This window comes from Klebsiella sp. FDAARGOS_511, from assembly GCF_003812845.1.
In the GTDB taxonomy this organism is placed as follows: Bacteria; Pseudomonadota; Gammaproteobacteria; order Enterobacterales; family Enterobacteriaceae; genus Klebsiella; species Klebsiella grimontii.
In genome coordinates this window covers 4,420,244-4,433,968 of record NZ_CP033824.1, presented here as the reverse complement: position 1 = coordinate 4,433,968, position 13,725 = coordinate 4,420,244, and the positions used below count along the sequence as shown (strand labels likewise).

Below are 13,725 nucleotides of genomic sequence, written 5' to 3'. Positions count from 1 at the left end.
GTTTTTGCATTTACGCCTGCGGAAACAGCGCCGCGGGGAGTGGTATCGGGCGCGCTCCTTTGGGCCGGTGAGTCAGGAAGTCATCATTATGAAAAAAAAAGATTTCGTCACCCAGGATCTACTCAGCAAAATCTACCAGCACAATGACCCCGGCCCCCGCAAGCTCCCGCCTGAACGTCGGCTGGCGGAGGAGTATGGCGTCTCGCGGTTTACTATCCGCCAGGCGCTGGAAAAACTCGCCGACATCGGCGTCATACGCATCGTGCAGGGCTCGGGGATCTGGATAAACGAGCGGATGAGCAACAATCCGCTGGTCTATAACTCCATCACCGAAAAGCGCTTCGATCGGATGTGCTATCGGACAATCAGCCTGCATAAAAAGCGCCCCGACCGCGAGGAGCAGCAGATTTTCGGTATTACGGATGAGGATTTTATCTGGCAATTTTGCCGCCTGCGCTTCGTCGATAACGTGGCGCTGCAGATTGAGATATCGCGTATGCCGGCCGCCGCCTTTGCCGATCTTAGCCGGGAGGTTATTGAGAAATCCCTGCAGCAGTATGTGCTGGCCAAGGGCTATCAAATTTCACATTTACTCACCACCTATCAGGCGGTGAGCGTCAGCCGGGAGCAGGCTGCCCTGCTGGGTTGTAAAAAGGGTATCCCGGCCATGCATATTAACAATCGGGGGATTCTCAACGGCGGGCAGGTGTATGAAATCAGCGATATCATCGATATCAACTACTCCTGTACCTACGTTATTCCGCATAACCGCGACAACTTAATCTTCCGCCAGGCGCCCTCGGACTAGCTATGGCGTATGGATCGTGCCGTCAGGCAGGCGGCTCTGCGTCCATTCATGCGGACGATAGACCACCGGATATGCCTGCGCCATCTGCTGATTAAAGCCGACGCCAATCCCCGCCGCCTTAGGGGGATAGATAAACCCGTTTTTGACAACCGGCGCGCCGGGGAATACCGTATCGGTCGCGCCAGAACGCGGTATAAACTCCTGGATTGCGGCATTGCTGAGGTAGATATTCAGGTGGGTATTGACCGCAACCCCAATAGGCGTCATATCGCCTGGCCCGTGCCACGCCACGCGCACGCCGAAGGCCTGACAGAGAACCGCCAGCTTCAGGGCCGGCGTAATCCCGCCAATCTGGGAAACGTGGCAGCGAATAAAATCGATCTGTCGCTTAACAATCAGGTCATGCCATTCAGCCGGATTATTAAACAGCTCCCCCATTGCGAGCGGGATCGCGCTTTGCTGGCGGATCTGCGCCAGCCATGCGCTCTGCTGCGGCGCTAAAATATCCTCAATAAACCACGGCTGATAGGGCTCGAGCTGCTTCGCCAACTGCAGCGCCTGCTGCGGGAAGAGCCTTTCGTGGACGTCATGGAGGATATGGAAACGGTGTCCGTAGCGCGCTCGCAGCAGCCGGAACATCTCTACCGTATTCCTGATGTACTCATCCTGATCGTAATAAGCTCCCGGCGTCGGGTTTTCCGGCGTGTGCATCTCCTGCGCCGTTCCGCCGTAAAAACCGAGCTGGCAGCGGATATGGCGATAGCCCTCTTCCAGCAGACGTTCAACGGCGATAAACAGCGCTTCCGGCGTCTCGCCGCTGGCATGGGTATACGCCGGAATAGCGTCACGCGATTTGCCACCAAAGAGCTGATACAGCGGCATTCCCGCCAACTGGGCTTTGATATCCCATAGCGCCATATCAACGCCGGCGATCGCGTTATTCATTACCGGCCCGTTTCGCCAGTAAGCGTTGACGTTCATCATCTGCCAGAGGTCTTCGATATTGTTGGCATCGCGACCAAGCAGCAGCGGCTGAAGATATTCATCAACCATCGTTTTGACCGCCAGCGGACGCTGTTGGAAAGTCGCGCAGCCGTGGCCCACGGTGCCTTTGTCGGTGGTAACGCGTACCGTGACCAGGTTATGACGATCGGGGCGGGTGATAAAACACTCAATATCAGTAATTAGCATAGCGTTCACGGCAAGGCTCCCTGCGGCAAAATAATAAAAGATGATGCCAATTATCTTCGCCCTATTTATTAGACAAGGTAAACCTTTTTATTTAATAAAATTTTGGTCCGAAAAACGAATTTAATTTCATTAAAAACCGTACCAATTTAGACATAAACCGCCAACAACCACCATAACCAATGCAATTTGTGACTGAAATCATATTTTATTGGTTTGTTTTTATAGTTTGGCTTATTTACCATTTCACGACGCAAGCAGCACCACACATTAATCCAGGAGCCGGTATGGAGACGCAAGATGCAATCAGCAGAATTATTTTTCTGATTGGCGGAAAAGAAAATATTAATAACGTCTGGCACTGTATGACCCGATTACGCTTTGATTTAATTGATGATAACAAAGTAGAAAAAGAAGAGATTAAGAAACTACCCGGCGTGCTCGGCGCGCAGCTGCAGAGCGATCAGTTCCAAATCATCATCGGGCCGAAAGTCAGTAGCTGGTATGAACGCCTGCTCGCGGTATTAGGTCCCGTCGGCGAAGAGGCTGCGGAAAAACCCCACCAGCGTAAGGGGCTGGTATCGCTGTTTATGGATACCGTATCGGGTGTTTTTGGCCCGATCGTGCCGGCCATTGCCGGAGCCGGGATGATAAAAGGCCTGCTGGCCGGACTGATCGCGCTGAAAGCGGTACCGCAAAATAGCGATACCGTGATGATAATCGACCTTATCGCCAGCGGCGTATTCTATTTCCTGCCCTTTTTCCTTGCCGTCTCGGCGGCAAAGATTTTTAAGACCAACGAGTATCTGGCCGTCGCCGTTGCCGCCTGCCTGATGTACCCGACGCTGATTGACGCCGCGAAGGCGCTGGCGGCCCATCATGATGGAGCGGTTTCCGCGCTGTGGCTTCTAAACGCCGTCCCGATCCCCGTATTCAACTACGCCTCCAGCGTAATCCCGGTTATTTTCTCCGTGCTGGCGCTGAAATATATCTATGCCTGGGTCGATCGCATTATGCCCGAGGTGCTGAAAACCGTTTTCACGCCGACGCTGGCGCTGTTTATCGGCGCGCTGGCGGCGCTGGTGATTATTGGTCCGGTTGGCATTTGGCTTGGCAAAGCGCTGGCGTGGTTTATTGAAGGTCTGTTCGGCATCTCCGCGAGTTTTGCCGGACTGGTGGTGGGTGCTATCCGCCCGGTCGCGATCCTGACCGGGATGCATCACGCCATGACGCCCATTGCCCTGCAAAACTTCAGCGATCGCGGTTACGACATGCTGATGCCGATGATGTTTATGGCCAACATGTCGATAGCGGGCGCGACCTTTGCTATCTGGCGCGTGAGTAAAAACCGCCAGCAGCGCACGGTTACGCTGTCTGCGGCAATTTCCGCGCTGCTAGGGATCACCGAGCCCGCGCTGTTTGGCGTCTTAACGCGCTATAAAAAAGCGTTCGTCGCGGCCACTGTTGCCAGCTCGCTGGCCTCAGCCTTTATCGCTTTCTTCGGCGTTCGGCTGTATGGCTACATTCTGTCGAGCATTTTTAGCCTGCCGGCTTACATCGGCCCCTACTTTATCTTTGCGCTGTCGGGCGTGGCGATCGCCATCGTATTGTCGTTCACCCTCACCACGCTGTTGGTAAGGCAGGAGCGCTAGCCTGAGATAATAAAAAACCCCCGGCTCGATTGAACCGGGGGTTTTTGCTAACGCTTACAGACTTTCAGTGAAAGTACGTGCAATAACGTCGCGCTGCTGTTCCGGAGTCAGAGAGTTAAAGCGTACCGCATAGCCAGACACGCGAATGGTCAGCTGCGGGTATTTTTCCGGATTTTCAACCGCGTCCAGCAGAGTTTCGCGACGCAGCACGTTAACATTCAGATGCTGACCGCCTTCAACGCGGACTTCAGGCTTCACGTCTACCGGAATTTCACGGTATTCGATCTCGCCCAGATTGCTCACAGCAACCACATCATCTTCAGCAAAACCGGCCTTTGCGCACAGGCAGCGGGCTTCGCCTTTTTCGCTATCCAGCAACCAGAAAGAGTTCAGCAGGTCGTCGTTTGCAGCTTTAGTAATTTGGATACCAGTAATCATTTTTTGCCTCCCAGGCAGGGTTTGTTCGATTATTGGCCTTCGCGGCCAATTGGTAAAACCATTGTTCTATGAGTGTATATATATCAGCCGGGCACCCGGCATTCTTTGATTTAAATCAACAAAAACCACATCACAAAAGTGGTCATAGATGGATATTATTGTTTTACATCAAGTTACGCCGTGCCAAACACCAAATAAATTTGTAAATTTTCAATTTTTTTTGCATGGGGAGCGCCAATCGCGCGGAGCAAATTTTGTGATGTTGAAAGATGCAGTTAAGCTATGTCGATGACACTTTGCAGGAGAGCAAAATGACCACCTCATTAACCTGGCATGACGTGCTGGCAGAAGAGAAGCAGCAACCCTATTTTGTTAATACCCTTAAAATCGTAGCTGAAGAACGCCAGTCGGGAGTCACTATCTATCCCCCGCAAAAAGATGTCTTTAACGCGTTTCGTTATACCGAGCTAAGCGACGTCAAAGTGGTGATTCTCGGCCAGGATCCCTATCATGGACCCGGACAGGCGCACGGACTGGCCTTCTCGGTTCTGCCAGGTATTCAGATACCGCCGTCGCTGCTGAATATGTACAAGGAGCTGGAAGGGACAATACCGGGCTTTCAGCGCCCGACTCACGGCTATCTCGAAAGCTGGGCACGTCAGGGAGTTTTGCTGCTCAATACCGTATTAACGGTTCGTGCCGGGCAAGCGCACTCGCACGCTAGCCTCGGATGGGAAACCTTTACCGATAAAGTGATTTCATTGATTAACCAGCATCGGGAAGGCGTGGTATTTCTGCTATGGGGTTCGCATGCGCAGAAGAAAGGCGCGATAATCGATCGCCAACGCCACTGCGTGCTCAAAGCCCCGCACCCGTCGCCGCTCTCCGCCCACCGGGGGTTCTTTGGCAGTAATCATTTCGTGCAGGCGAATCAGTGGCTGGCCGAACGCGGCGAAGCGCCGATTGACTGGGTCCCCAAGCTGCCGGCTGAAAGCGAATAGCTCTGAAAATGAAAATGCCAGCATCACGCTGGCATTTTGACTCTGAAACAAGGTGTTACGCCTTGTTTTGACGCCACCATTCAGCCAGCAGCACGCCGGTTGCTACGGACACGTTCAGGCTTTCAACGTTGCCGGTGCCTTCAATCGCGATGTTCAGATCGGCGCTGGAAATAGCGGCGTCGGAAAGACCGTCACTCTCCTGGCCTAACACCAGTACCATTTTCTTCGGCAGCTCAGCTTTAAACAGCGGAGTCCCGTTATGGCTGGAAGTAGAAACAATCGCGTAGCCCGCTTTACGGAAGCGCTCAAGCGTGTCGATGAAGCTGTCGCCCGTAATCGGTTCAACGTGCTCCGCGCCGCCTTCCGCAGTACGAATCGCGGCGCCGGACTCCATAACGCCGGCATCCTGCACAATCACGCCCTTGACGCCAAAGTGCGCGCAGCTGCGCATAATCGCGCCGAGGTTATGCGGGTTACCGACATCTTCCAGCGCCAGGACACAATCTTCAGCGTCGGCTTTAGCTACCCACTGCTCAACGGAAGTGCCATGGCGCTTTTTAATCAGGAAGCAAACCCCGCCATGGTGTTCAGTGCCGGACGCTTTCGCCAGCTCTGCTTCATCGACCACGTGATAGGCTTTACGATTCGCCGCCATCCAGCGCAGAGCTTCTTTGAAGCGCGGGGTCACGCTCTGAATAAACCAGGCGCGAACGATAGCGTCCGGACGGCTCTGGAAGAGCGCCTGGCAAGCGTTTTCACCATAGACGCGGGTTTCTTCCGCGCGCTGGCGACGCAACACTTCAGGATCGATAAAGCTTTTTCCGCTGATCCCGCCGTGATCCGCTTTCACCGGCGCCTCATCACCCGGCGCGCGGGATACGGTACGCCACGGAGAGGAACCCTCACCGCCAAAGCCTTCACGCTTGCGATCGTCACGTTTCCGATCGCCACCGCGGCTCTCTTTTTCATCGCGCGCAGGGCGGTTACGACCGTCAACACGAGACTTTCCTGGACGTCCCCCGCCCTTCCCGGTACGCGGGTTATGGGTACGTCGGTCAGAATCATCATCACTGCGGACATACATCACTTTGACCTTGCCGCTTTTATTTTTCAGTTCGTCGTCGCTCATTCATTTTCTCCACCTGCGCTGCGCGAAGCGCGCAGATTACCCGATGTGTCACCAGTTAGCCATTATTTCATTTAAAAGCCTGAGTCTATCGTATTCATTGAATAAAACTCATTGTCCTTTATTAGCTGTGCATCGATAATATGTAACATTACAGAAACAAATCGGCCACGTGCCGCGCTGCAACCCATAACCAGAGGTTAGTTATGAATACCGTTTGTGCCAGTTGTCAGGCTCTGAACCGCATCCCCGACGATCGTAGCGCCGATGGCGCGAAATGCGGGCGCTGCGGTCACGATCTTTTTGATGGCGATGTGATCAACGCGACCGGGGCAACGCTGGATAAACTGCTGAAGGACGATCTGCCCGTTGTTGTTGATTTCTGGGCGCCTTGGTGCGGCCCCTGCCGTAACTTTGCGCCAATCTTTGAAGACGTGGCTGAAGAACGCAGCGGCGAAATGCGTTTCGTGAAAGTGAATACCGAAATGGAACGCGAACTGAGCGCTCGCTTCCGCATTCGCAGCATCCCGACCATTATGATGTTTAAAAATGGCGAAGTTATCGACATGCTCAATGGCGCCGTCCCCAAAGCGCCTTTCGATAGCTGGCTAAACGAAGCAGGCCAGCAGTAAACCTCACGGGGCACGACTTGTGCCCCGTTTTCTCCTCTGCGACAATGGCGTTTTTTCTTAGCGATCATCATGACTGATAACGCCGTCCTCCGCCTTCGAGCCGAACGCCTCGCGCGCGCCACCCGGCCTTTTCTTGCTCGCGGCAACCGTATCCACCGCTGCCAGCGCTGCTTGCTGCCGTTGAAACAGTGCCTCTGCGCCACCCTCAACCCGGTTGCTGCTACCAGCCGTTTTTGCCTGGTGATGTTCGATACCGAGCCAATGAAGCCCAGCAATACTGGACGCCTGATTGCCGATACCCTGCCGGATACCGAAGCCTTTCAGTGGTCACGAACCGAACCGCCGCAGGCGCTGCTGGATTTAGTCGCCGACCCGCAATATCAGCCGATGGTGGTTTTTCCTGCGTCTTATGCCGACGCAGAGCGTCAGGTTCTTGATTCCCCGCTCCCGGGTAAACCACCGCTGTTTATCATGCTCGACGGCACCTGGCCCGAAGCGCGAAAAATGTTCCGCAAAAGCCCCTGGCTTGACGCGCTGCCGATGATTTCCGTCGATTTGTCGCGCATCTCCGCTTATCACCTGCGGGAAGCACACGCAGAGGGTCAATACTGTACCGCCGAAGTCGCGATTGCGCTGCTGGATCTCGCGGGGGATAAAACCGCGGCCGCGGCTCTTGGCAATCACTTCAGCCTATTCAGAACGCGCTACCTGGCAGGAAAAACCCAGCATAAGGGCAGTATCACAGCACAACTGAGAGAAAACGTTTAAAATCATTCGGTCACTGGGGATCAAAGGAGACCGGTATGAGCCAACGAGGCCTGGAAGCATTGCTGCGGCCAAAGTCGATCGCCGTTATTGGCGCGTCAATGAAACCACAGCGCGCCGGTTATCTGATGATGCGCAACTTGCTGGCTGGCGGGTTTAACGGCCCCGTCCTCCCCGTTACGCCAGCGTGGAAAGCGGTTCAGGGCGTACTGGCCTGGCCTGACGTCGATAGCCTGCCCTTCACGCCCGATCTCGCCGTGCTTTGCACCAACGCCCGCAGAAACCTTGAGCTGCTGGAAGCGCTGGGGCAAAAAGGGTGCAAAACCTGCATCATCCTTTCTTCTATACCCGAACAGTATCCCGCTCTGCTGGAATGTGCCGCCCGCTATCAGATGCGGCTGCTCGGCCCAAATAGTCTGGGCCTGCTTGCGCCGTGGCAGGGTCTTAACGCCAGCTTTTCGCCGGTGCCTATTCATCGAGGTAAACTGGCGTTTATTTCGCAATCGGCGGCGGTCTCCAATACCATCCTGGACTGGGCTCAGCAGCGTGAAATGGGGTTTTCTTACTTTATTGCGCTGGGCGATAGCCTGGACATTGACGTTGATGACCTGCTTGACTTCCTCGCTCGCGACAGTAAAACCAGCGCTATTTTGCTCTATCTCGAACACCTCAGTGATGCCCGCCGCTTTGTCTCGGCGGCCCGTAGCGCATCGCGTAATAAGCCGATCCTGGTGATTAAAAGCGGACGCAGTCCGGCTGCGCAGAAACTCCTGCACGTCAATTCCGGTATGGATCCGGCGTGGGACGCCGCTATTCAGCGCGCAGGCTTATTGCGGGTACAGGATACGCACGAGCTGTTCTCTGCGGTCGAAACCCTTAGCCACATGCGCCCGCTGCGCGGCGAGAAACTGATGATTATCAGCAACGGTGCCGCTCCGGCAGCACTGGCGCTGGATGAACTTTGGCTGCGTAACGGCAAACTCGCCGCACTCAGCGAAGAGACCAGCAGCGCTCTCCGTCAGGCATTACCGGAAACCATCGATATCACCAACCCGCTGGATCTCCGCGATGACGCCAGCAGCGAACATTACCTCAAAGCGCTGAACGTACTGCTGGATAGCCATGACTACGATGCGCTGCTGGTGATCCATTCCCCCAGCGCTGCCGCGCCGGGGACAGAAAGCGCGCTGGCGCTGATTGACGCCCTGAAGCGCCATCCGCGCGGCAAATACGTTACGGTTCTCACCAACTGGTGCGGTGAGTTCTCTTCACAAGAAGCGCGGCGCCTGTTTAGCGATGCGGGGCTGCCGACCTATCGAACGCCTGAAGGAACCATTACCGCTTTTATGCACATGGTGGAGTACCGGCGTAACCAGAAACAGCTCAGGGAAACCCCGGTCCTGTCAGATTCGTTAACCACTAACACTGCCGAAGCGCACAGCCTGCTGCAACGCGCAATGAATGAAGGCGCAACGTCGCTGGATACCCATGAAGTGAGCCCTGTTCTGCGCGCTTACGGTATTCATACCCTGCCGACGTGGATTGCCGCCGATAGCGCCGAAGCTGTACATATTGCCGAGCAGATTGGCTACCCCGTCGCTCTGAAGCTGCGCTCGCCTGATATTCCGCATAAGTCAGAAGTTCAGGGGGTTATGCTTTATCTGCGTACGGCTACCGAGGTACAGCAGGCTGCGGACGCGATTATCGATCGCGTCAAAATGACCTGGCCTCAGGCGCGTATTCACGGACTGCTGGTGCAAAGCATGGCTAATCGCGCCGGGGCGCAGGAACTGCGGGTTGTCGTTGAGCACGATCCGGTTTTTGGGCCGCTGATCATGCTGGGAGAAGGCGGCGTCGAATGGCGGGCTGAGGATCAGGCCGCCGTCGCGCTCCCGCCGCTGAATATGAACCTTGCGCGCTACCTGGTTATCCAGGCCGTCAAAAGTAAAAAAGTGCGCGGCCGCAGCGCGTTGCGCCCTCTGGATATTCCCGGCCTGAGCCAGCTGTTGGTACAGGTATCGAATTTGATCGTCGACTGCCCGGAAATACAGCGCCTGGATATTCACCCTCTTCTGGCTTCCGGCCACGAGTTCACCGCGCTTGACGTAACATTAACGCTCGCCCCCTTCACCGGCGACAGCGAAAGCCGCCTCGCCATACGCCCTTATCCACAACAACAGGAGGAGTGGGTGGTGATGAAGAATGGCGAACGCTGCCTTTTCCGTCCCATACTCCCGGAAGATGAGCCGCAGCTGATGGCCTTTATCGCTCAGGTCACAAAGGAGGATCTCTACTATCGTTACTTCAGCGAAATCAACGAATTTACCCATGATGATTTAGCCAATATGACGCAGATCGACTACGATCGAGAAATGGCCTTTGTTGCTGTACGCACCACGGCCGAAGGGAATGAGATCCTCGGCGTGACGCGGGCGATCTCCGACCCTGATAATATCGATGCCGAGTTTGCCGTCCTGGTGCGCTCCGACCTGAAAGGTATGGGTTTAGGCCGCAAGCTTCTGGAAAAGCTGATTGCCTATACGCAAAACCACGGCCTGCAGCGGCTGAATGGCATTACCATGCCGAATAATAAAGGCATGATCGGCCTTGCCAGAAAGCTAGGATTCTCGGTTGATATTCAGCTTGAAGATGGGATTGTCAGTTTGTCTCTACAGCTTGTACATGAGCAATTACAAACGGCTGGCCGCAATTGTTGACTACTTTAACGGGCAGTAATGGTATTATTGCCCGCTTACGTCGTCTGCATGGTACAGAAGACCCTTCAATAAACAGAGAAGAAACGCACTGTGATGTTGTCAAAATTTAAACGCAATAAACATCAACAACACCTTGCCCAACTCCCTAAGCTTTCTCAGTCAGTTGATGATATCGAGTTCTTTTACGCGCCGGCAGATTTTCGGCAAGCGTTACTGGCCAGGATAGCTCAAGCCACCCAGCGTATTTGCATCATTGCGCTTTATCTGGAACAGGATGATGGCGGCAAAGGAATTTTGCAGGCGCTATACGACGCTAAGCGTCAGCGTCCAGAATTAGATGTGCAGGTGCTGGTCGACTGGCATCGCGCCCAGCGCGGACGTATTGGCGCCGCGGCGTCAAACACCAATGCCGACTGGTACTGCCGCATGGCTCAGGAAAACCCCGGTGTCGACATCCCGGTTTATGGCGTTCCGGTCAATACCCGGGAAGCGCTCGGCGTTCTCCATTTCAAAGGCTTTATCATTGATGACAGCGTGCTCTACAGCGGCGCCAGTCTGAATGACGTTTACCTGCATCAGCACGATAAATATCGTTATGACCGCTACCAGTGCATTCGCAACGGTAAAATGGCCGATGTGATGTTCGACTGGGTTGAGAATAACCTGGTGCAAGGGCGTGGAGTTAACCGTCTTGACAGGGCCGATCGGCCAAAAAGTCCGGAAATTAAAAATGACATCCGTCAGTATCGCCAGGAGCTCCGCGATAGCGGCTATCATTTTCTCGGCAATGCTGATGAAGAGCAGCTGTCGGTTACCCCTTTAGTTGGTCTGGGGAAGACCAGCCTGCTGAATAAAACCATTTTCCATCTGATGCCCTGCGCTGAGCACAAGCTGACTATCTGCACCCCTTATTTCAACCTGCCCGCTCTGCTGGTCCGTAATATCATTCAGCTGCTACGCAGCGGGAAGAAAGTTGAAATTATCGTTGGTGATAAAACCGCTAATGATTTCTATATTCCGGAAGATCAGCCGTTTAAAATTATCGGCGCGCTGCCCTACCTTTATGAAATCAATCTGCGGCGTTTTCTGAGCCGGCTGCAGTATTATGTCAACACCGATCAGCTAATTGTCCGTTTATGGAAGGATGACGATAACAGCTACCACCTGAAAGGCATGTGGGTTGATGACGAATGGATGCTGCTGACCGGCAATAACCTGAACCCGCGCGCATGGCGACTGGATTTGGAGAACGCGATTCTTATCCACGACCCGAAACATCAGCTTGGCGCAATGCGCGAAAAAGAGCTCAATCTCATCCGCAAACATACTACGATCGTTCAGCACTATCGCGATCTACAGAGTATTGCCGATTACCCGATAAAAGTACGCAAACTGATCAGGCGCCTGCGACGTATTCGAATCGATCGCCTTATCAGCCGTATTCTCTGAATTCCCGCCCCGCTCAGCGGGGCTTTTTTCTGGAATTAGTATGCGCATCATCATGCTTATCGCCCCACTATTATTACTGACCGGCTGCAGCCATATGGCTAATGATGCATGGAGTGGCCAGGATAAAGCCCAACACTTCCTCGCTTCAGCCATGCTCTCTGCCGCAGGCAACGAATACGCCCAGCATCAGGGCTATAGCCGCGACCGTAGTGCCGCCATTGGCTTTATGTTTTCCGTGAGTTTAGGGGCATCGAAGGAGCTATGGGACAGCCGCCCGTCCGGGAGCGGCTGGAGCTGGAAGGACTTCGCATGGGATGTGGCAGGTGCCACTACCGGCTATGCGGTATGGCAGCTGGCACATCAGTAAGCCTACAAACGTAGACCCTTACCTTTACGATGTAGCGTTAGGGACACCAGGAATGCGATTGCTCCCATTACGGTCACGTACCAGTAAAAAGCGTGCTCAATTCCTGCCGATTTTAACGACAGCGCGACGTACTCAGCCGAGCCGCCAAAAAGCGCATTCGCCACCGCATAAGATAGCCCAACCCCCAGGGCGCGTACCTGTGCCGGAAACATTTCAGCCTTCAGAATTCCGCTAATTGAGGTATAAAAGCTCACTATCAGCAGGGCACATATCACTAAAGCAAATGCCGCATACGGCGAACTCACGTTCTGTAATGCATTGAGAATTGGAACAGTAAAAACGGTAACAAGTACGCCAAAACAGAGCATTGAGGTCCGGCGGCCAATCTTATCCGAGAGCGCGCCAAAAAGTGGCTGAACCAGCATATAAACAAATAAAGCCGCGGTCATAATCATGCTGGCGGTACCCGCCGTCATGCCAGCGGTGTTGACCAGATATTTCTGCATATAGGTTGTAAAGGTATAAAAGCTTAATGAGCCGGCGGCCGTAAACCCCAACACCATAATGAATGCTTTGCGGTTACGCCATAATCCTTTAAACGATCCCGCTTCTTTTAATGCGCGAGTTTCCTGTTTTGAAGTTTCATCCAACTGCCGACGCAGCCACAGGGCAACGATGGCTAATACTGCGCCGAGAGCGAAGGGGATCCGCCATCCCCAGGCATGCAGCTCCTCATCGCTGAGGATCTGTTGTAACGCAACAACAACAAGTACAGCCAGAAGTTGGCCGCCAATCAGCGTGACGTACTGAAATGAGGCATAGAAACCTTTTTTACCTTCTACCGCAACTTCGCTCATATAGGTCGCGCTGGTACCGTATTCTCCGCCAACGGACAGACCCTGAAATAAACGAGCCAGCAATAGCAGAGCCGGAGCCCAGGTACCTATCGTTGCATAACCCGGCAGGCAGGCAATCACCAGTGAACCAAAACACATCATGCATACGGAGATAAGCATAGAGGTTTTACGTCCGCGGCGGTCAGCAATGCGCCCGAATATCCAGCCTCCGATCGGACGCATCAGAAAACCAGCAGCAAATACCCCAGCAGTTTGTAATAATTGAGTTGTGGTATTACCTGAAGGAAAGAAGATGTGCGCAAAGTAGAGTGAGCAAAATGAATAGACGTAGAAATCAAACCATTCAACTAAATTCCCTGACGATGCTCCTACGATTGCCCATATACGGCGCCGGGTATCACCGTGATCCTGGGATTCACGTTCGCTAATACTGCTTTCTGTCATTGTAATTCTGCTCCAGCAAAGACTGCAATCTGCTGTGTTGGATGACCCAACTCACTCAGACAAATTAATTAGTGAACCAAATGTTATATAGTTGTTATCATTTTATATGTGATAAATATCACATTTTATTTCTTACTGTGGCTATTCAAGATTAACGTGGACGGACAGGCTGGGATGAAGTGAAATATGAGGGTAAGTGCATCTGAACAGGCTTTTATATTACAAGGAAGGAGGGGAATGCATGGCTGGACAGAACGATTTTGCTTATCTGAAACGCAAAA

12 protein-coding genes are annotated in these 13,725 nt (G+C 53.6%); 8 read left to right on the top strand and 4 right to left on the bottom strand.

The window, feature by feature from the left end:
• The first annotated feature begins 88 nt into the window (after window positions 1–88).
• Window positions 89–808: a GntR family transcriptional regulator gene (locus tag EGY08_RS22465; RefSeq protein WP_004123709.1), complete on the top strand. Its 720-nt coding sequence runs from the start codon at window positions 89–91 to the stop codon at window positions 806–808.
• Here the strand turns inward: EGY08_RS22465 and EGY08_RS22460 are convergent, their stop codons facing one another.
• Window positions 809–1,999, bottom strand: a complete 1,191-nt coding sequence (locus tag EGY08_RS22460; protein WP_032742187.1) for an enolase C-terminal domain-like protein — start codon at window positions 1,997–1,999, stop codon at window positions 809–811.
• A 284-nt stretch (window positions 2,000–2,283) separates the two neighbouring features.
• On the opposite strand from EGY08_RS22460, the gene EGY08_RS22455 reads away from it, so the two are divergent.
• On the top strand, window positions 2,284–3,648 hold the full coding sequence (locus EGY08_RS22455; RefSeq protein ID WP_004123714.1) for a PTS transporter subunit EIIC: 1,365 nt from the start codon (window positions 2,284–2,286) through the stop codon (window positions 3,646–3,648).
• Between the two features lie 54 nt (window positions 3,649–3,702).
• Here EGY08_RS22455 and grcA read toward each other — a convergent pair whose 3' ends face one another.
• Window positions 3,703–4,086 (bottom strand): autonomous glycyl radical cofactor GrcA, encoded by a 384-nt coding sequence (gene grcA / locus EGY08_RS22450; protein ID WP_004123715.1) that lies wholly within the window; start codon window positions 4,084–4,086, stop codon window positions 3,703–3,705.
• A 311-nt stretch (window positions 4,087–4,397) separates the two neighbouring features.
• On the opposite strand from grcA, the gene ung reads away from it, so the two are divergent.
• On the top strand, window positions 4,398–5,087 hold the full coding sequence (ung, locus tag EGY08_RS22445) for a uracil-DNA glycosylase (RefSeq protein WP_123828927.1): 690 nt from the start codon (window positions 4,398–4,400) through the stop codon (window positions 5,085–5,087).
• Between the two features lie 55 nt (window positions 5,088–5,142).
• On the opposite strand, the gene EGY08_RS22440 is transcribed toward ung, so the two are convergent.
• Window positions 5,143–6,216, bottom strand: a complete 1,074-nt coding sequence (locus EGY08_RS22440) for a tRNA/rRNA methyltransferase (RefSeq protein WP_004123719.1) — start codon at window positions 6,214–6,216, stop codon at window positions 5,143–5,145.
• 203 nt (window positions 6,217–6,419) lie between these two features.
• Between EGY08_RS22440 and trxC the strand changes: the two genes are divergently transcribed.
• The 5 genes from trxC to EGY08_RS22415 all read left to right on the top strand — a co-directional run bounded on the left by trxC (window position 6,420) and on the right by EGY08_RS22415 (window position 12,143).
• Entirely contained in the window at window positions 6,420–6,845 is a 426-nt protein-coding gene (gene trxC, locus EGY08_RS22435) for a thioredoxin TrxC (RefSeq protein WP_004104599.1), read from the top strand.
• 69 nt (window positions 6,846–6,914) lie between these two features.
• Entirely contained in the window at window positions 6,915–7,613 is a 699-nt protein-coding gene (locus EGY08_RS22430) for a tRNA-uridine aminocarboxypropyltransferase (protein WP_004123723.1), read from the top strand.
• A gap of 35 nt (window positions 7,614–7,648) precedes the next feature.
• Window positions 7,649–10,327 carry a bifunctional acetate--CoA ligase family protein/GNAT family N-acetyltransferase gene (locus EGY08_RS22425; protein WP_123828925.1) on the top strand — a complete coding sequence of 893 codons (2,679 nt, stop codon included), beginning with the start codon at window positions 7,649–7,651 and terminating at the stop codon, window positions 10,325–10,327.
• Window positions 10,328–10,420: 93 nt separating this feature from the next.
• Entirely contained in the window at window positions 10,421–11,776 is a 1,356-nt protein-coding gene (gene pssA, locus EGY08_RS22420) for a CDP-diacylglycerol--serine O-phosphatidyltransferase (RefSeq protein ID WP_004123725.1), read from the top strand.
• Between the two features lie 40 nt (window positions 11,777–11,816).
• A complete protein-coding gene (locus EGY08_RS22415; RefSeq protein ID WP_004123726.1) occupies window positions 11,817–12,143 on the top strand; it encodes a YfiM family lipoprotein in 327 nt (108 codons plus the stop codon).
• Between the two features lie 2 nt (window positions 12,144–12,145).
• Here EGY08_RS22415 and EGY08_RS22410 read toward each other — a convergent pair whose 3' ends face one another.
• Window positions 12,146–13,444, bottom strand: coding sequence for an MFS transporter (locus EGY08_RS22410; protein WP_004123728.1), 1,299 nt, complete (start codon window positions 13,442–13,444; stop codon window positions 12,146–12,148).
• Window positions 13,445–13,725 lie beyond the last annotated feature (281 nt).